Below are 20,304 nucleotides of genomic sequence, written 5' to 3'. Positions count from 1 at the left end.
TTTAATCACCTTCTATACTGTATACATAGGTATCATACCCAGATACAATTTTTTCACTAACTTTATGACAAATTGGACATTCTTTATAAGTAAAGGATACGGGAAAGTTTTCATTACAATGGCTACAGTAGGCCAGAGGTTGTACCCATTCAATAACTAAATCTGAACCTTCAAGTAGAGTATCCCTACAAATTATTTCATAACTAAATTTCAGTTGATTCTCTTGAACACAAGAAAACTCTCCTATACGCAGTATAACCTTTGTAATTTTTTCTAGAGCGTTATCTTTTGCTGTCTTTAAAACAATATCTACAACTTCACAAATCACAGCTGTTTCATGCATATTATGTTGCCACCTTAAATTTCATATTTTTTCATCTATTATATCTTATGCATTTACTTTCATCTTTTATGCTTCCTTTATAATGAGCTTTTAAAAACATAGTTGATAAACCTATTTGTTTTGGGAAATTATCAATCTCAATACAAGCTTTTTCTGGTAAATTAAAATATTTTTGTATATATGAAAGGTAATAAGTATAGTTTAAATAATAATGTTTAAAAGGCGAATTATTGTATAAAAAACCTTTTAAGGTACAAAATAAAATTGATACTGTTTTATTCACATATTAATAAAAAATGTAGTTAAATTATAAAAATATAAATAGAATAACTACTCTATATTTTAAAATAAAAATTAGTTATTCTATTTTTAGGAAGGAAGTGATAAAAATACCATTGGCTTATGGTATAGCATTATAGAGATATGCTATTATGTACATTACTAGTAGTATAATACTAAATTAAACTAGTAATTGTATGAATAAAATCTATAATAGCTTTATAGATTTTATAAAGCTAAGTGTTATGGGTGAAAGTATATTAGAAAAAGCTGAAGGGCGTGTAAGTTATCATGATTCAGTAGAGGAAATGTTAAAGCGTATAAGAGAAGATGGAATGTCTAATGTATTTGACAGATGGATAGAACAAGAAAAAATTCGTTGTAAGTTTTGTCTTCAAGGCTTAAGCTGTCAACTTTGTTCTCAAGGACCTTGTAGAATAAATGAAAAGGGACCACAAAAAAAAGGTGTATGTGGTATTGGACCGGATGCTATGGCAATGAGAAATTTCTTGCTCAAAAATATAATGGGCGCAGGTACATATAGCCATCATGCCTATGAAGCCTTTCGTACATTAAAAGCTACAGCAGAAGGAAAAACTCCATTTAATATTAAAGATGTAAATAAATTAAAATGGATGTGTGAAAAATTAGGTATTGACACAAATAAAGATACAAATCAAATGGCTATAGAATTGGCAGATTTATTAGAACAGCAACAGAAAATTGATGTAGAGGATAAAAACCTTATGGTAGAAGCCTTTGCACCAAAAAAGAGAAAAGAGCTTTGGAGAAAATTAAATATTTATCCTGCTGGAACTGTTCATGAAGAGCAAAACTGTGTAGCTAGTTGTTTAACTAATGTAGATGGTAATTATAAGTCTTTAGCAGCAAAGGCTTTACGTCTAGGTATAGCTACTATATATAATTCTCAGATTGGACTTGAAATGGTTCAGGATATTTTATTTGGAACACCTATGCCTCATGAAGTAGATGTCGATTTAGGTATTATGGATCCAGAGTATGTAAATATAGTATTTAATGGACATCAACCTTGGGGAGGAGTTGCCACAATACAAAAGGCAAAAATGGCAGAAGTTCAACAAAAGGCTAAGGCGGCAGGTGCAAAAGGGCTTAGAGTAGTTGGTTCTATTGAAACAGGTCAGGAATTACTTCAAAGGTTTGAAGTAGATGATGTTTTTGTAGGTTTAATGGGTAACTGGTTAGCTATAGAGCCTCTTTTAGCTACAGGTACAGTGGACGTTATGGCTATGGAGGAAAACTGTTCACCACCAGCTATAGACCATTATGCTGAAAAATATGGAGCAACTTTGGTAAGTATAAGTACTATTATAGATATACCAGGACTGCAACATAAGATTCCTTATGATCCTGAAAAGGTAGATGCCATGGCAGATAGTTTAATAGATTTGGCCATAGAAAACTTTAAAAATCGTAAAGATAAAGTTAAACCTATGGTGCCTAAGATTACTCAAAAGGCTATTGCTGGGTTTTCTACAGAGGCGGTTTTAGGAGCTCTTGGAAATAAACTTGATCCTTTAGTAGATGTAATTGCTGCAGGAAAAATTAAAGGAGTAGTTGCCCTTGCAAACTGTTCAACTCTAAGAAATGGACCACAGGATTGGAACACAGTAAATCTTACAAAAGAACTAATTAAAAAAGATATATTAGTAGTGTCTGGAGGCTGTGGAAATCATGCCTTAGAGGTAGCAGGCCTTTGTACACTAGAAGCCGCTAATACTATAGCTGGAGAAGGATTAAAAGAGGTTTGCAATCTTTTAAAGATTCCTCCAGTACTAAGTTTCGGAACTTGCACAGATACAGGAAGAATATCAATGCTTGTAACTGCTCTTGCAGACCATATGAATTTAGATGTATCTGATCTTCCAATAGCTGTTACTGCTCCAGAGTGGATGGAGCAAAAGGCAACTATTGATGGAATATTTGCAGTGGCTTATGGCGCATATACTCATTTATCACCAGTGCCATTTATGACTGGAGCACCTGAGCTTGTAAAATTATTAACAGAAGATGTAGAAGGTATAACTGGAGGAAAGGTTGCCCTTGGAGATGATCCAGTAGAGGTGGCAAATAATATAGAAGCACATATTGTAGGTAAGAGAAATAAATTAGGTTTAAGCTAAATAAATTCAGATTAATTTAGGGGCTGTCGCATTAAAAAATTTACATACAATATATTGTTTTGCAAATTTAAAGTTAACACAATATATTGTAGGAGTTATTCTTAGTGCAACAGCCCCTTATCTGTATTAAAAAATTATATTTGTATAAAAAACTATTCTTTGTGTATAAAATGAATTTATTCATGAATATATATTATATCCTCATTTTGTTTAATATTTATATTGTAAAGTAAATTTTATAAACTTAGATTTTTTAATAGCAAATATTAAATATACATAACTTTAACATAGTTATAGCTGAAAAGATGCTTAATGTTAAAAAAAAGTGTGCCAAAATAAGAATTTTAATATTTATGTGCCAATATGATACAGCAAAATTTGTATCATATTGGCACAATTGATAAATAAAACTACAAATTTAGGGGAATTAAAGCTTTGGCATTATAATTGCTTTAAATAATGTTAATTAATTAACAACTATGTTAAAAATAAAACTCTAGGAGGGCTATTATGAAAGCAGCATTATGGTATGAAAAAAAAGATGTAAGAGTGGAAGAAATTGAAGAACCAAATGTAGTAAAAGGATCCGTAAAAATTAAAGTGAAATGGTGTGGAATATGTGGTTCAGATTTACATGAATACTTAGGGGGTCCTATATTTATTCCAGTAGGACAACCTCATGCATTGAGTGGAACAACAGCACCAGTAGTTTTAGGACACGAATTTTCAGGAGAAATAGTAGAATTAGGAGAAGGTGTAACAAAATTTAATATTGGAGATAGAGTAATTGTTGAACCTATAGTAGCTTGTGGAAAATGTCCAGCATGTATGGAAGGAAAATATAATCTTTGTTCGTCTTTAGGTTTCCATGGACTTTGTGGAAGTGGTGGTGGACTTGCAGAATATACTGTATTCCCAGAGGATTTTGTTCATAAAATCCCGGATGAAATGTCCTATGAGGATGCAGCCCTAGTAGAACCAATGGCAGTAGGCCTCCACTCTGTAAGAATGGCTAATTTTAATACAGGAGACACAGCTTTAGTGTTAGGTGCAGGACCAATAGGCCTTGCTACAATAGAATGTTTAAAGGCAGCTGGAGCAAGACTCATAGTAGTTTTACAAAGAAAATCTATAAGACAAAAATATGCAAAAAGAGCAGGGGCAGATGTGGTTCTAGATCCTAATGAAGTTAATATACCAGAAGAAATTAAAAAACTTACAGGTGGAGTAGGTGTAGATGCTGCTTTTGAAACTACAGGAGCTAAGATAGGATTTGATACTGGTCTTGAAAGTTTAAAATATGAAGGTACAATGGTTATAACTAGTATATGGGAAAAGGATACAAACTTTAATCCAAATGTGTTAGTATTTACTGAAAAGAAAATTGTAGGAACTTTAGCATATAGACATGAATTTCCAGCAACTATGGCATTAATGAAGGATGGAAGAATAAAAACAGAGGGATATATTACAAAAAAAATAGCTTTAGATGATATAGTAGAAGAAGGATTTGGTGCTTTAACTGGACCAGAAAAGAAAAAACATGTAAAAATTCTTGTAACTCCAGATAAATCGCTTTTATAATAAATTATTTCAATAGAGCATTTTAAAATGAAATAGATTTAATTTTAATAAGGATAAGATAAAAAATACTTTGTTTTATATATTAAAATTAAATCTATTTTCAGATACAATATTCAGTATACTAAAATTATGATACTAAAATTATGTTAAATTGCGGAGGGTACATATGTATAAAATAGTAAGGAAAGAATGTTTAGCACATCAAATATATTTAATGGATATAGAAGCACCAAGAGTGGCTAAATCAGCTAAACCAGGACAATTTGTTATAGTTAAAATTGATGAAAAGGGTGAGAGAATACCTCTTACAATTTGTGATTATGATAAAGAAAAAGGTACAGTTACTATAGTGTTTCAAACTTTAGGAAAATCTACAAAACAAATGCTTAATTATGAAGTAGGGGATTCTTTTAGTGACTTTGTAGGTCCTTTAGGACAACCTTCAGAATTAGTAAATGAAAGTATTGAGGAATTAAAAAATAAAAAGATTATGTTTATAGCAGGTGGAGTAGGAACAGCTCCAGTATATCCACAGATTAAATGGCTTTACAAAAATGGAGTGAAAGCAGATGTTATAGTTGGATCAAAATCAAAGGATTATGTAATATTAGAAGAAAAAATGAAAAAAGTAGCGGAAAATTTATATATATCTACAGATGATGGTTCTTATGGATATAAGGGGTTAGTAACAAATCTTTTAAAAGATTTGGTTCATAAGGAAGGGAAAAATTATGATCTTGTTATTGCCATAGGACCTATGATAATGATGAAATTTGTAGCTAAACTTACTAAAGAGCTAAGGATAAAAACAATTGTAAGCTTAAATCCAATAATGGTAGATGGAACAGGAATGTGTGGAGCTTGCAGGGTTACTGTAGGAGGAGAAACTAAATTTGCCTGTGTAGATGGACCAGAGTTTGATGGTCATCTTATAGATTTTGAAGAGGCTATGAGAAGACAAGCTATGTATAAAACAGAAGAAGCAAAAGAAGCATTTAGAAAAAGCCATTCTCATGAAGGTGGCTGTGTTTGTGGATGTAGCAATAATTAATTTAAAAAGTTTCGGATAGTAGGAGGAAAATTTAATGGATAGAATGAAAAAAACACCAGTTAGAGAACAGAATCCAAAGATAAGAGCTACTAATTTTGAAGAAGTATGCTTAGGATACAATGAAGAAGAAGCTGTTAAAGAAGCTAGTAGGTGCTTAAATTGTAAAAAACCAATGTGTGTAACAAAATGTCCAGTTTCAATAGGAATACCGGAATTTATACAACATGTAAAAAATAAAGAATTTGAAGAGGCTGCAAAAACTATAGCTAAATATAGTGCATTACCAGCAGTCTGTGGAAGAGTCTGTCCTCAAGAAACCCAATGTGAAGGAAAATGTGTACTCGGTATAAAAGGGGAACCGGTAGCTATAGGAAAGCTTGAAAGATTTGTTGCAGATTGGTCAAGAGAACATAATGTAGATTTATCCCAGAGGGAAGAGAGTAAAAATAAAAAGGTAGCAGTAATAGGAAGTGGTCCAGCAGGACTTACCTGTGCAGGAGATTTAGCTAAAAAAGGATATGATGTAACTATATTTGAAGCTCTTCATGAACCAGGTGGAGTTTTAGTATATGGTATACCAGAATTTAGATTGCCAAAGGATAGTGTAGTAAAACATGAAATAGAGAATGTAAAAAAATTAGGTGTTAAAATAGAAACTAATGTAATCATAGGGAGAACTGTAACTATAGATGAGCTTATAGAAGAAGAAAAATTTGATACAGTATTTATAGGATCTGGAGCAGGACTTCCAAGATTTATGGGAATACCAGGAGAAAATGCTAATGGAGTATTCTCAGCAAATGAATTTTTAACAAGAAATAACTTAATGAAAGCATTTAAAGATGAATATGATACACCTATAAAAGTAGGACAAAAGGTAGCCGTAGTAGGTGGTGGAAATGTTGCTATGGATGCTGCTAGAACAGCTCTAAGACTTGGAGCTGAGGTTCATATAGTATATAGAAGATCAGAAGAGGAACTTCCTGCAAGGGTAGAAGAAGTGCACCATGCAAAGGAAGAAGGAATAATATTTAACCTTTTAACTAATCCAGTAGAAATATTAGAGGATGAAAAGGGTTGGGTAAAAGGAATGAAATGCATTAAGATGGAACTAGGAGAGCCAGATGAATCTGGAAGAAGAAGACCAGTAGAGATAGAAGGCTCAGAATATGTAATGAATGTAGACACAGTAATAATGTCTTTAGGAACTTCTCCAAATCCACTAATATCCTCTACTACAAAGGGATTAGAAACAAATAAAAGAAAATGTATAATAGCAGAAGAAGAAACAGGATTAACTACAAGAGAAGGAGTATATGCAGGAGGAGATGCAGTAACAGGTGCTGCCACTGTAATACTTGCTATGGGAGCTGGAAAACAGGCTGCTAACGCTATAGATGAATATTTAAGTAAGTAATTTATTCAGCTTTCCCAGGACCAAAACACTAGTTTTCCCTTGATGTAACAAGAGAGCGAAGCAATAAAACTATCTATTATTGAGTCAATAATAGCTTTTCAAAGAAAAAGTTTTTCTACTAATATATTTTTTGAAATTTCTATAATAAGCTGAGATGAACTTCACAGAATTGAATATCTTGAAGTTCATCTCAGCATTGATCAATTCTAATACTTCTTTTCATATCAATCATTAAATAAACATTAATTAGTTAACAAAGTCTATGAAGTGAAATTTGAATCAGATGGAGCTAACTCCACTTGATTCTTAGTTGAACGAATCTAGGGACGTAGTTGCGACTTTAGAGAAGATGGTAGTATTAGAGCGAGTAATCATATTCTCTAAGGCTTAGGGGCATTTCAGTGTATAAACTAATGTAAATTATAAATAAAATATATATTTTATTTATCTTTGTTTTTTGATATTATAAACCTTGTATTAAAAAAATTAATGATAAAGGTAAAAGCTATAGCATTGTTGATACTGCAATTCAGCAGTTTTGAGTATTAACAAAGGTGTAAGGAAAATAAATTATTTAGTTTATAATAATTAAATTATAGGAAGGTGCTTTAAATGAATTTAGAGAATAAGAAGAGGCATAGGATTATTACTTTTTTAGTCATTATAACAATAATAGTTGGTTTATTATTTATTAGTTATCCTTTTATCCAAATATATTTGGATAAAAGAACAATATCTGAAAATTTAAATAAGTGGGATAAAGAAAGAGTCATAGTTTATAATGATAAATTAGAAAATAATAAAAGTAATAAATCACTAAATAATAAATTAAAAGATAATAAATCAGAAAATATTAAAGATAATCAAAAAAAATTTCCTGAAGTTAGGATTAAAGGTAAAAGTATAATAGGCAAGATTATTTTTCCCAAAACTGGTGATGAGATTCCTATATTAAAGGGGGCTACAGAAGAAAATTTAAAGGGTGGAGCTACCCTATATGATAATGGAATATATCCTGGGGATTATGGGACTTCAGTAATTTTAGGACATAGAGAAACAACTTTTGGTTTTTTAGAAAATATACATATTGGAGATAAAGTTAACATAGAAAGTTTAAATGAAATTTATGAATTTAAAGTAAAAAAAATATATATTACAAATCCAGAGGATAAGTCAATACTAGAACAAGAAAATAAATCAAGCATTACATTAGTTACATGTTATCCATTTAGATATATAGGATCTGCACCTGAAAGATTTATAGTAAAACTTGATTTAATTTCATAAAATAATAACTGAATTTTATAGGAAGAAAATAAAAATAAATTGTATATACTATATAAGATTTAAAGATGTTAAAATAGTGAAAAAAATGGTGCTTTTAGAATATCATATATTAAAAAAGATTATCTTAAAATAAAAAACAACAAAAAAATTGTAAAAAGTATAAAAAATTAATTATTAAAGGTTTAAAAATTTTTATAATAAATTCAGAAGTAAAAGAAAAAACTTGTTCTAAAATGATAGTAATAAAATTAAAGTATATGTAAAAAGAAACAAAAGTTTTAGATGTCTTCTAGAAATTTTTAGCTATAGATTTTATTAAATTTAATGAATATATAGAGCTGAAAATAAGAGGAAATTCTTCATGCTAAATAAATACAGCCATTGTACTAACTACATTTGATTCAATTTTCATATAAAATCTACACTTAAAAAGGTGTAGTTTTTTTATGTTCATAAAATTAATATTAAAACTTTAGTAGTATATATTTTAAAGTAAAGTTTTTTAGTTTTTAGTATGACTAAAAAAGTTAAATTCTAATTTTTATATCTATATTATTAAAAAAATATAGATGTATATATGAAATATATGCTTTGTTTTCACATAAGAAGTCTGAAAAATCTAAATAATTACAAAAGTACATAAAATTTTGTAAATTACAATTGACAAAGTAGACACTTTTAAGGTATTATAATAAAAAAAGTTTTTTATGGGTAATCTTTCAAAAAAATATAAATTTTATTATGAAATCAATAAAATCGAAAAATTGGATATAGATATATAAATATGGTTTTAATTAAGAAGAGCAATAACATTATTTTAAATATCAACTTTTATATAGATATTTGTTATTACTGTTTGTATTCTTGCTCAACTTATAAAAAGTATTACTGCGACATCTAGACAAGAAGTTTTAGTAGTTTTACACATTGATTCTATATTTTATTGCATAGATAACATTTAGAAATGAAAACGTTATACTGATGGATAAGATGCTAGAAATCAATGTTTATATAGCTTAACAGAACTATTATAATTGTAAGGAGATGACAACATGAACAAACTAATGAAATTTTTTGTAGTAATTTTTATGATCACTAATATTTTTTTTAATTCTTATTCAGTTAATGCAGAGACACCGGAAGGCCAAAAGAATTCAAGCATATTAGATAATTTAAACATTACGCACGAGGATGGCAGTGATAAGAACCAGTGGTATACATGGGAAAGAGTAAATTTAAATTATGAATGGTCACTTAAAGATCATAAAAAAGGAGACGTAGAAGAATTCGATTTACCTAAGGAATTTCAATTAGAAAATGGTTTGCATTTCAATATTAAGACAAATGAAGGTGTATTAATCCAAAAAGTTCATGCAGATAAAAATGGTCATGTTAAGGTTGAACTTGTGGATACTACAAATTACATAGAAACGCATGAAAATATTCATGGTAATATGTATTTTACTACTAAATTTAACAAAGACATAATAAATGAACCAGGAAAGTATCCAATTAGTTTAGACAATAATATAAGTACTGAACCAATAGAAATTATTCCAGAGTATTTACCAAATAAAGATGAAAAAATTTATAAATGGGGAACTGTTAATAAAGATGATGGTATTATAAAATGGGTTATAAGAGTAAATTATGCTCAAGCTGAAATAAATAATGCTATTATAAAGGAAGAATTAGGTGAAGGACAAAATTATATAGAAGGCAGTGTGAAGATTTCACAAGTTACATTTAATCACAATACAGGTAATTATGATGAATGTATAGATGTTACAGATAAATTTAATATGAATGAAAATAATACAGGATTTAATATAGATTTAGGTAATATAAATAAAGGATATATTATTAAGTTTAATTCAAAAATAACAAATTCTAATCAAATAATATTTTCTAATACTGTAAGATTAGATGGAGATAATATTGAAGAGAAGTTTACAAAAGTGGAGGCAAAATCATCAGAAGGTGGAGGAAAAGCTGCAGGGATTAATGATCCTTCTGTAATATTAACTAAAGTAGATAGTGATACTAAAGAAGTATTAAAAGATGCGGAATTTAGCCTTCAAAATAAAATGGGTATAGACATAAAAATAGGTCTAAAGACAGATGAGAATGGACAAATTCATGTAAAAGGGTTAGTGTCAGGGGAGTACCAGTTTGTGGAAACAAAAGCTCCTAATGGATATAAATTAGATAAAACACCAATAAAGTTTACTATAAAAGATGGACAAATTGGAGATATTAGAGTAAATAAGGAGAATACAGCAATACCCGGAAATGTAATATTAACCAAAATAGATAGCAGTGGTAAAAAGGCATTAGAAGGGGCAGAATTTAGTCTTCAAAACAAGAGTGGAAAAGATATAAAAATAGGATTGAAGACAGATAAGAATGGACAAATTTATGTAAAAGATTTAGTGCCAGGAGAATACCAGTTTGTGGAAACAAAAGCTCCTAATGGATATAAATTAGATAAAAATCCTGTAAAATTCACTGTAAAAGTTGGACAAACTAATACTTTAAATCTAATAAAATACAATGAAGCTTTAGGGAAAATACAAAAAAAACTATTAGATTCTGGCGAGAATAAACCAATGCAACCAGACAATAAGTTAATCCAAGAAAATAGTAAAATAATGCAATCAAATAATAAATTACCACGTACTGGATATAGCTTTAACTTTATTATGCTAGGAATAGGTTTTATATTAATAAGTATAGCATCAATATTTTTAATAAGAAGACAAAAACAATTAAGAAGTAAATAATGAGATTAAACTGCTAAAATATTTGATTAATTTAACATAAATATTTCTATAGTTAACCCACTAGATTATAAATATATTTAGTGGGTTATTTGAGTATATATAAAATATGAAAATTTTTAATTAATGATTTACATTTTTGTTTATCAATTGCATAAATGTTTCGGGGGTTACTATTTCTACTTTAGGATTTTTTCTTAGCTTATTAACAGCATTTTCAATATTATTTAAGCTTTTGCTCCAAGCATGAACATATACAAAGGTGTAGCTATTAGGATCATGAATATCTACCTCACCAGAACTAACTCTTTCATTAATATTTTTAACCAATTCATCTTCGCTTTCTAGGTTACTCCAAAGCAGATCTCTACAAGATACTATAGGCTTATTATTAGACCAAATAATTTTTCCATGATAGTTGTCGTGTTTATGGTAATCAAGATAAAACAATCCCTGTATGTTAGGCTTAACAGTAAATTTATCCCAAAGCTTATTATTATAAAAAGAAGAGTCATCTATAATTGCTACATATTTTTCATCTACTTTTTTCATATAATCATCTAGTGTATTAATATATGTACCTAGAGCATTCTTATCATATTTGCTGGGATACATATATCCATTGCCTGAAGGTGATACTATAAAATAATCATTAGTAGATCCATGAGAGGCACTTTTATAATATAAGCTGAAAACAGTAGGAGCTAAATAATACAAAGAGGGACTTAAAGACCAACCAAGATTAAAGTTACCTCTATAAGGGGAACCATACCACTTAGGAGACCCATAATTAGTTCCAAGATCCCATTGTTGATTATCTCCATCTGACATAATAAATGTTACATAATGGACATCTTTTTTATTAGTTATATTTGATGAGGATTTTTGGGTCATAGGGGATGAAGGAAAGGCACTTAATACAGTTAAATTATAAGACCAATCTGCAGCTATTATACTTACACCATGTTTTGATGAAGTGCTTACATTTATAAATTCATCCGGTCCCCATCCTAAACAAATAGAATTGGCATTCATAGAGGAAAATACTTTATCTCTGAGAGATGTATCATTTATGTTATCTTCATAAAATATTAGAGCCTTAGTCATTATAGCGTAGTCTCTTAAAGATGTTTCCTTTTCAGGAGATAATTGAATTACTATTGAATGATTTAATCCAGAATTCCATAACTTATTGTAAGCCCAATTTTTGTCCGTATTTCTACAATCTCCACTAATATTTGTTATACTATGGGCTCGTACTTTATTTTCAATGCTTTCATTAACTGCAATGGAATTATTTAATGAAGCAAGAGAACAAGCATTATTTATAGAAGGATCTTTTGATGATTTATTGCTATAAAGCACATATCCCTGAACATAGCTTTTATATATATCCAATAATTCCCATGGATCTGAAATATTTTTGTATGATACACCATAATTATTTTTTAAATCATCTAGCCATATTTGATAATCTGGTTGTGAAGAATTAAGAGTGTATATTTGATGAGAGCAATGATTATTAACTATCCCTTGAAGGGTAGCTATCATTGTTCTTTCACTAGGAGTCATTATATTTTGAGAGATAACATATAAGTGAGTTGGGATTTTAGAATTTTTTATATAGTTAGAGGAGCCTTTATTTGAAGAAGCAATAGATAAGGAACTATTGCTTCTAGTATTAAGACTTTTTTTCCAATCACTCCACTTGATTTTAAAATCGTTACCATTTTCTTTGGAGTATTTATAGAAACCTTGTAAAAAAGTAGACCTTTTATCATTGTAGAAAGATTTCATTTGCTTTTCATCAAAACCTGCTAATAAGAGTTGTCTTTTTATAATATCATCAGCAGATACTTCTTTTGCATTTTTCATCATATCGTACATAATCATAAAAGTAGTAGTTCTTCCTATGCCTTGCTTACAGTGAAAATGGTACCATGTGTCTTTAGGATTAGATTTAATCACATCAACAAAGTAATCAACCATATCATCTGTAGGTAACTTTGTATCAGTAACAGGTATACGAACATATGATAATGAGTTATGCTTAACAAGCTGTTCTTCATTTTCAACTTTTGTTGGAATTATAGTTTTATCAGGATCATTGTAAAAACTAATAGGAGAATTTAATTTAATACTTTTTAATTTATTATTTTCATCTTCCAAAACTTCAGCTTTTGTTAATCCTATATTAGCATCATTTTTTTTATTAGCCCAACTAACAGGTAATCCATTAATAAATCCATGAGATTCCTGTCTTAAATCAACAACTGTTATAGGCAATGAAGTTTTTATATTACTTATTATAAGTGGAAGATTTTGTTCAGAAAATTGCTTACTACCAGAAATATTTAATGTGTTTAATCCACTAAGATTTATATTTTTATTCTTCTCTACATTTGATATATCAGAGGATTTACGAAATTTCTTTGGAATCTCATTGTTATTTCGTGAATCTAAAACTAGATTTACAGTATTATCATCATCTGTAGCTGAAGTAGGTTTATTTGTTATTGAGAAAAAGCAAAGTACACCTACTAATACTAATAGAATAGATATATTTAATTTAAAAATTTTTTTCAATTATTATCACCTCTTCTATATTAATTTTAAGTAAATTGTATCTTTAATTATCAATTACTTAATATAAATATAGAATATGTTATTTAAATAACTTGTATACAGGTGATTAATGGATTTATAAAAAACAAATAAGTATTTGTTTTAGCAATTTAAAATGATATTAATATCTACATAATAACATGAATATGAAAATTTTAATTTGAATGTAGAAAATATGCATGGTATTAAACAATATATTAATAAAATTAATTTATATATTAATTGTGATTAATTTTTTGAATGTTAATATTAATTTTATTAATATAATCTGTTGACTAATTTAATATAAAGGGGTATTATATTAAATAGCAGGAGGGATAGAATGATATATAAGGCAATAACAACTTGCCCAGTATGCGGTAAAAAACTAAAAATAACACGGATTAAATGTTCTTCATGTAATACTGTTATAGAAAATGATTTTAAATTTTCTAAATTTGATTATTTAACTAAAGAACAGCTAAAATTTATAGAAGTATTTATTATGTGTAGAGGCAGTATTAAGGATGTGGAAAAACAACTTGGGATTTCATATCCTACGGTTAGGGCAAAACTAGATGAAGTAATTAATGCATTAGGATATAAAGAATTAATTAAGGAGAAAAAAGAAGAAAAAGATGTTATCGGGGCATTAGAAAGAGGAGAAATTTCTGTTGATGAGGCTATAAAAATATTAAAGGAAGATTAATGAAATAGTGGAGGGATAGTTATGAGAGAGGATTTAATAAAAGTTTTAAAAATGTTATCTGAGGGAAAAATAAATATAGAAAAGTGTGCAGATCTTGTAGAGGCTATATATAAAAACAAGGAAACAAATATAACTAATGTAAATAACTATAATGAAAAAATGTTTAAGATATATGTGGATTCTTCAGAGGGAGATAATGTTAAAATTAATATTCCTGTAGTTGTATTGAATTCCATTTTAAAAATCACAGGGAAATTGCCTATAAAAAATGCAGATTTAGAGGGTGTAGATTTAGAAATGTTAGCAGAAACAATAAGTAAAGCAATAGAAAGTGAAATACTAGGAGAAATCGTATCAGTTAATTCAAGCAAGGGTGATATTGTAAGAATAGTTATTGAATAGGTGATAAAAATGAAAATAATAGTAAAACATAAACATACAAGATTGTATGTTCCAGTCCCCATTTCGATTTTGCCATATGTATTAAAATTTTTAAAAGCTATGTGTAGAAAATCAAGTAATAATAGTGAAAGTATTAAATATATAAAATACTTAGATGTAGATTCAATTATGTGTATAATAAAAGAATTAAAGAAACATAAGGGGCTTAAACTAGTAGAAGTTAGAAATGAAGATGGTACATATGTGTTAATTAAAGTTTGAGTTTTTAGTGATTTTAAAGTAATTATAGTTTCAATCATAAGGGTGTAAATATTAAGAGAATATAAATTTTTAGGTAGGCATTAAAGGCTAATATGAGTTTTTAATGTCTACCTAAAAAGTTATATTTGAGTTTTATATTGTGAAATATTTAGTAACAAAGTTAAATTATTGATTATATAATGCCTCATAAAAATTTAATAATATTATATTTAATAAATTTTTTTATATAAATCCTTTGGTTTTAAGTTATTCTTTTTAGCCATTGCTTTCCAAGACATATTACCAGCTAATTTAAATATAAATTTAGGCATTTTAGCATTAACAAGGATAGCTTCTGAGCAAGTAGGATTACTAGCACTGTTTTCAATATCTTTCTTTAAATCTAAAAAGGCATTATATACAGGCATTTTCATTTTGCAGTTTAGAGGCATGTTTTTTGAACTAGCCATAAACTCACCACCACCTATACCTACACCAAATCGCCAGTTTAAACCTATTCTTTTACAGTAATTTTTTAGTATGTCAATGGCTAATATATTTTGAGTTCCTTCTAAAAACCCACAATTAATTAGGCAGTACATATCCATATTTAGATTTTTTTTATCTTTAATAAAGTCTTCAAAATAAATCATAAAATCAAGCATGGTACTTGGTAAACAATCTGCATACAAGGGAGAAACAAAAATAATTTTATTAAAGGATATAACATCCTGAAGTGAATTCTTGTTTTCCATAAGTTCACTTATATAATATTCTTTTGTTTTAATATTATTATTAAGTAATTGGACTAATTCATTAATAAGGTAGCTAGAAGTACCTTTTTCTTTTCTTGGACTGCCATTTATTATGCATAAACTATTCATAAAAATTTACCTCCTTTATTTCATCGTTATCTGCTCTAATATTCTTAGCTTTTATGAGTGGCAGATAAGAGCAATTATGTCCTTAGAGATGTTATTTTAAGTTTTATATTAAGTAAGATATTCATTATAAATAAACTCAATCTAAAACTAAGGATTACATGATAAATTATCTAAAATTTCTTTTATTTTAGATATATCATTAACTATGAAAGTTTTGTAATCCTTAAAATTTAAGTTTAAAGAATTGGCTTTAATTAAAGCTTTAAATGTAGTTTCTTCATTAGATGAGATATCTTCTCCATAACCTATAACTACAAGCTTAGGGGATTGATTATATCTGTAAATATGATGAATCTCTCCATTAATTTTCTGAAAAAAGGGTAGTAGAATCCCTATAGAGCGATCTATAACATTTTTTATATAAGGAGAGTAGCAACCATAATATATTTTTGTAATTATAATAAGTACATTACTGTGTAAAATATATTTAGGCATTTCTGTATAGGAATCATTTATAATGCATTTTCCAGGGGTCTTTGTCCAGCAATTAAAACAGCCACAACAGGGATGTATAGTATTTATTTCTTCTGATAATATTTTAGTCTTAGGTGGTAATAAGGATAATATATTACTTGAATTTTCTTTAGTTAGGTCATGAATTAATAACATAAAAAGTACTCCTTTCACATTTAAGTAGGGATATGTTGACAGTGTAAACTTTAATTTATTATATCTCTGAAAGTTTACACTGTCAACATAAGATGATACAATATATCATAATATATTTATATTTTTAGAAAAGAGGTTATTATATGGCAAGTGATACATATCATCATGGAGATTTAAAAGAAAGTTTAATAATAGAGGGTCTAAAGTTATTCAATGAAGAGGGTGCAGATAAGTTTTCACTTAGAAAAGTAGCAGCTTTATGTAATGTAAGTCATTCAGCTCCATACAAACATTTTAAAAATAAGGAAGAATTAATTAATGCCATATCTCAGTATGTATTTGGTAAATTCGAAAAGTCTTTAAGGGAAATAGCAGAAATGTATAAGGATGATCCATATAAAAAAATTATGGAGCTTGGGAAAAAATATGTTTGGTTTATGGTTGAAAATCCTGATTATTTAAAATTTTTATTTTTAAATAATTATAAATACGAGATTATAGTTGATGAAAATAAACTTGAAACTAAAATTTCAGGAGCCTTTGGATTATTTAAAAACTCTGCTATTGAATACTTAAAAAGTATAAATGTAAAAAGAGAAGAATATGCACAGGATGTAATAGCTATGTGGTCAATGGTACATGGAATTGCGGTAATGTTAGCAAATAGAACATTTATCTATAATGGAGATTACTTAGAACTCGTTGAAAATATCATACATAAAAATCTTAAGTTTTAGATTTGAATTACTAAAAATATTTAAGAGGGTATCAAAAACCAATAATGCTTTAAATAATAATAAACCTTTGGAACATCTTAAAGGCAAAGAGTATCCAATTTATGTTGAAGGAAAGTTAGTAAGGGAAACCATTGATAAAAGTGGCGATTTTGTACAGTCAGGAGAAAGATTTAGGGCTATGACAGATAATGTTGAAAATGAAGAGGGACTATCTCAAAATTTATTTTTGGGATAGTCCCTTTAAAAAGTTACCGAAATTTTTATTTCATACTATATTTGTATATATAGAAATTAAATAAATGTAAAAACAATTTGTCTTATTAATTATGGCAAATAACTGGAGTTCCTGCTTCTATAGATTCAAATATAGTTTGTGCTAAAGCGTGAGAACAATTTACACAGCCATGAGAACCACCATTTTTATAAATAGTTCCTCCAAAATCCTTTCTCCAAGAAGCATCATGCATACCAATACCACCATTGAAAGGCATCCAAAAATCAACAGGAGCAGCATATCCTTCTCCTCTTAATACAGCATTTCTTTCTTTATAATCTAGTTTATAAACACCTTCAGGGGTTGCATAATTTGCGCTTACATTACCAGTAACGATATTTCCATCAATAACAACATTTCCATTTTTAAAAAACCATAAATGTTGTTTTGTTAGATCGATTTCTACATAAGTGTTTCCTATGTCATCAGCACCAGTATAAGGTGTAGTTTGAGCATAACTAGGTTTTTTATTTATAGTTTTTCCTTCTTTTATAGCTTGTACTAAATTTTCAGTCTCTTTAGGCCTATCAATAGCCCAACCATAACTTCCTCCACTTACTTTTACATGTTCTCCTGTTGCTGTGACAAAATCTCTGGTTTTTCCTGTTGTATTGTAGGTATAGGCTAAATTATCTATATAAGCCCTTACCTTTTCTTTATCTATATAAGCATTAAATTTTTCATCTGTTTTAAGCCAATTATTTATTGTAGAAGCATTTATTACTTCCTTATTTCCTCTTATATCATAAGTTATTACTGATTGTAAATATTTGTTCATAGTTTTTTTAGCTTCAATAACTTCTTTTGACTTTGAAGTATATTTTGGATTTTCGTAACAATTGCTTTTTTCTAAATCTATAAGTTTTTTATCCTTAATTATTGCGTTTTTTATTTCTTTATACAGTGTATCTTCATTAACTTTATTACCCATAACTTCTGGTACAATTTCATAATCTTTACCTGTATATTTTAAACTAGCATTTTTAGGATTAGTTATTTTATCTTTATCTAAAAAAACCATTTTATCAATATGTTGTTTTAATAAATTTTCATCATAAGAAATAGTTCTAGGTATTTCGTGTTCTTTTTTCGTAAAAATACCTTTGAACAAATTGAAAGGATTTTCAGCATCTTTTAACTTTTTAATTTCGGTATTAGTATTATATTTCAGATTAAAGTCCTTTGCTGAAATCCTTTCTTTAGCTCCATCTCTACCTTCTAATTGTAGTGTGTAATTTTTTACCTCACTTTCCATTTCCTTATTAACTTCTTCTACAGTTTTACATGAAGCTTTAATGCCATTGATAGTTGTTCTAAAATAAAAATGATTCTTAAAGTATAATACCATACATACGTAGATTATAAGTACGCTTAATAACCCTATAATACTAGGTCTAATATGATTTTTACTTTTAGTTCTTCCTTTACTCATTAAAAAGATGCCTCCTAAACTTTAGTTACCATATATAATATATAACATTTTCGACTGGTTTTTCAATTCATTTATACAAATTTTATATATTTTTTATATATTTTTCTGGAATAATCTTTAATTGGGATAAAAAGCCTCTAAATAGAATTTATTTTGATTAAAGGAGAAAAGAGTTTTTACAAAATAATTATATTAAAAATTAATTATAATAAAATGTTTAATAAAAGAACATAAATGATTATCAATCCTTTTGCAGGTTATTTTATTATTTTAATTTCATAAAATTGGAATTGTTTTTTTAGCATAAACATAATAATTAGTATAATTATGTATTTTATGATATAATAATCCAGATATTTTGTTAAAATTCATTCATTTAATTAAGCATAGTGTTGGGGAGGCAATTTATGATTTTAAAAGAAACAGAATTAGTTAGACAAGCTAAAGAATCTAGGCACTTATATAATATAATTGTGGCTTATTTGTTAGTATTTTTATTTATGGTTATAGGACAAATAATAGGAGGAATTGTATTTCTTATAATAAAAACAATATTAAAGATTCCCAATAATACACCAATTAATTTTTCGCTTTATCTAATAACAGGTTTTTTATTTTCTACTTTAATTGTATTTATTTGGGTAAAAAAACGAGAAAAACGTAGTATTGCTGGCCTAGGATTTTTTAGAGAAGGATTTTTGGGAAAATACATTTCGGGTTTTATTGTAGGTGTTATATTATTTTCATCAGTAGTTATAGTTCTTATAGTTACAGGTCATATAAATTTAGTAAATGGATTAAATTTAAATAACATATTACCATTAATAATAGTTTTACCAGGATGGATGATTCAAAGTGCAACGGAAGAGGTATTAGTAAGAGGATGGCTTATGAATGTGTTAGGTGCAAAATATAATATTACTATAGGGTTAATATTTTCATCATTACTATTTGCTCTCTTACATTTTTTTAATCCTAATGTAAGTTTAGTTGCAATTTTAAATTTATTTATAACAGGAATAGTCTTCGGATTGTATGTTATAAAAACAAAGAATTTGTGGGGAGCTTGCGGACTTCATGCAGCTTGGAATTTTTTTCAGGGAAATATTTTTGGGCTTGAAGTAAGTGGTATAAAAACAGATATTGGGAGTTTAATGAAATTAAAATTAGTTGGCTCAGATTTATTTGCGGGAGGTTCCTTTGGCCCAGAAGCCGGAATTGCATGTACTATAGTTTTATCTGTAGCCATAATAATATTATTATATAAAATTAAAAATTCATATGAAAAAATCCATTTATAAAAGCAAAGGTAAATTATTAGTTCGTCTAATATAAAGAAGTAGACAATATATTAAAAAATAATAAATAAGATTATAAAGAGCATTCAGCTTATAACGGCTGGGTGCTTTTATATCTGTAGAAAGAGATTTTTAATATAAAATAGTCTTTA

17 protein-coding genes are annotated in these 20,304 nt (G+C 28.0%); 12 read left to right on the top strand and 5 right to left on the bottom strand.

Going from position 1 to position 20,304, the window contains the following annotated elements:
* Position 1 precedes the first annotated feature (1 nt).
* On the bottom strand, positions 2-343 hold the full coding sequence (gene hypA, locus ACYUDJ_RS10885) for a hydrogenase maturation nickel metallochaperone HypA (protein ID WP_043032105.1): 342 nt from the start codon (positions 341-343) through the stop codon (positions 2-4).
* 476 nt (positions 344-819) lie between these two features.
* On the opposite strand from hypA, the gene cooS reads away from it, so the two are divergent.
* The 6 genes from cooS to ACYUDJ_RS10855 all read left to right on the top strand — a co-directional run bounded on the left by cooS (position 820) and on the right by ACYUDJ_RS10855 (position 10,906).
* Complete coding sequence (gene cooS / locus ACYUDJ_RS10880; protein WP_080333539.1) at positions 820-2,784, top strand: anaerobic carbon-monoxide dehydrogenase catalytic subunit; 1,965 nt, start codon at positions 820-822, stop codon at positions 2,782-2,784.
* A 510-nt stretch (positions 2,785-3,294) separates the two neighbouring features.
* The gene (locus ACYUDJ_RS10875) at positions 3,295-4,368 is read left to right on the top strand and encodes a 2,3-butanediol dehydrogenase (RefSeq protein WP_043032104.1); all 1,074 of its coding nucleotides are present in this window, start codon (positions 3,295-3,297) and stop codon (positions 4,366-4,368) included.
* A gap of 166 nt (positions 4,369-4,534) precedes the next feature.
* Entirely contained in the window at positions 4,535-5,419 is an 885-nt protein-coding gene (locus ACYUDJ_RS10870) for a sulfide/dihydroorotate dehydrogenase-like FAD/NAD-binding protein (RefSeq protein WP_043032103.1), read from the top strand.
* A gap of 34 nt (positions 5,420-5,453) precedes the next feature.
* A complete protein-coding gene (gltA, locus tag ACYUDJ_RS10865; RefSeq protein WP_043032102.1) occupies positions 5,454-6,836 on the top strand; it encodes an NADPH-dependent glutamate synthase in 1,383 nt (460 codons plus the stop codon).
* A gap of 612 nt (positions 6,837-7,448) precedes the next feature.
* On the top strand, positions 7,449-8,123 hold the full coding sequence (locus tag ACYUDJ_RS10860; RefSeq protein ID WP_043032101.1) for a class D sortase: 675 nt from the start codon (positions 7,449-7,451) through the stop codon (positions 8,121-8,123).
* A gap of 1,052 nt (positions 8,124-9,175) precedes the next feature.
* Positions 9,176-10,906: a SpaA isopeptide-forming pilin-related protein gene (locus ACYUDJ_RS10855; protein ID WP_043032100.1), complete on the top strand. Its 1,731-nt coding sequence runs from the start codon at positions 9,176-9,178 to the stop codon at positions 10,904-10,906.
* A 120-nt stretch (positions 10,907-11,026) separates the two neighbouring features.
* Here the strand turns inward: ACYUDJ_RS10855 and ACYUDJ_RS10850 are convergent, their stop codons facing one another.
* Positions 11,027-13,489, bottom strand: coding sequence for a GxGYxYP domain-containing protein (locus ACYUDJ_RS10850; protein WP_043032099.1), 2,463 nt, complete (start codon positions 13,487-13,489; stop codon positions 11,027-11,029).
* Between the two features lie 361 nt (positions 13,490-13,850).
* On the opposite strand from ACYUDJ_RS10850, the gene ACYUDJ_RS10845 reads away from it, so the two are divergent.
* Genes ACYUDJ_RS10845 through ACYUDJ_RS10835 form a run of 3 tightly spaced genes read left to right on the top strand, consistent with a single transcriptional unit; the run spans position 13,851 to position 14,879 of the window.
* Positions 13,851-14,216 carry a DUF2089 domain-containing protein gene (locus ACYUDJ_RS10845; protein ID WP_043032098.1) on the top strand — a complete coding sequence of 122 codons (366 nt, stop codon included), beginning with the start codon at positions 13,851-13,853 and terminating at the stop codon, positions 14,214-14,216.
* 21 nt (positions 14,217-14,237) lie between these two features.
* Positions 14,238-14,618, top strand: a complete 381-nt coding sequence (locus ACYUDJ_RS10840; protein ID WP_003485157.1) for a hypothetical protein — start codon at positions 14,238-14,240, stop codon at positions 14,616-14,618.
* A gap of 9 nt (positions 14,619-14,627) precedes the next feature.
* Positions 14,628-14,879 carry a hypothetical protein gene (locus ACYUDJ_RS10835; protein WP_030035516.1) on the top strand — a complete coding sequence of 84 codons (252 nt, stop codon included), beginning with the start codon at positions 14,628-14,630 and terminating at the stop codon, positions 14,877-14,879.
* Positions 14,880-15,088: 209 nt separating this feature from the next.
* On the opposite strand, the gene ACYUDJ_RS10830 is transcribed toward ACYUDJ_RS10835, so the two are convergent.
* Both ACYUDJ_RS10830 and ACYUDJ_RS10825 read right to left on the bottom strand, forming a co-directional pair.
* Positions 15,089-15,742 (bottom strand): hypothetical protein, encoded by a 654-nt coding sequence (locus ACYUDJ_RS10830; RefSeq protein ID WP_043032097.1) that lies wholly within the window; start codon positions 15,740-15,742, stop codon positions 15,089-15,091.
* 147 nt (positions 15,743-15,889) lie between these two features.
* A complete protein-coding gene (locus ACYUDJ_RS10825) occupies positions 15,890-16,411 on the bottom strand; it encodes an NAD(P)H-dependent oxidoreductase (RefSeq protein ID WP_043032096.1) in 522 nt (173 codons plus the stop codon).
* Between the two features lie 143 nt (positions 16,412-16,554).
* Here ACYUDJ_RS10825 and ACYUDJ_RS10820 point away from each other — a divergent pair, with 143 nt between their 5' ends.
* Together ACYUDJ_RS10820 and ACYUDJ_RS10815 are read left to right on the top strand one after the other, a co-directional pair.
* The gene (locus ACYUDJ_RS10820; protein WP_043032095.1) at positions 16,555-17,148 is read left to right on the top strand and encodes a TetR/AcrR family transcriptional regulator; all 594 of its coding nucleotides are present in this window, start codon (positions 16,555-16,557) and stop codon (positions 17,146-17,148) included.
* Between the two features lie 67 nt (positions 17,149-17,215).
* Complete coding sequence (locus tag ACYUDJ_RS10815; protein ID WP_154698154.1) at positions 17,216-17,383, top strand: hypothetical protein; 168 nt, start codon at positions 17,216-17,218, stop codon at positions 17,381-17,383.
* Between the two features lie 85 nt (positions 17,384-17,468).
* Here the strand turns inward: ACYUDJ_RS10815 and ACYUDJ_RS10810 are convergent, their stop codons facing one another.
* The gene (locus ACYUDJ_RS10810) at positions 17,469-18,854 is read right to left on the bottom strand and encodes a L,D-transpeptidase family protein (RefSeq protein WP_043032093.1); all 1,386 of its coding nucleotides are present in this window, start codon (positions 18,852-18,854) and stop codon (positions 17,469-17,471) included.
* A gap of 407 nt (positions 18,855-19,261) precedes the next feature.
* Here ACYUDJ_RS10810 and ACYUDJ_RS10805 point away from each other — a divergent pair, with 407 nt between their 5' ends.
* Complete coding sequence (locus ACYUDJ_RS10805; protein ID WP_043032092.1) at positions 19,262-20,155, top strand: CPBP family intramembrane glutamic endopeptidase; 894 nt, start codon at positions 19,262-19,264, stop codon at positions 20,153-20,155.
* Positions 20,156-20,304 lie beyond the last annotated feature (149 nt).

The sequence above is a fragment of the Clostridium sp. CTA-6 genome (genome assembly GCF_054768115.1).
The sequence above is the reverse complement of the archived record's forward strand: the minus strand, read 5'-3'. Positions and strand labels throughout refer to the sequence as shown.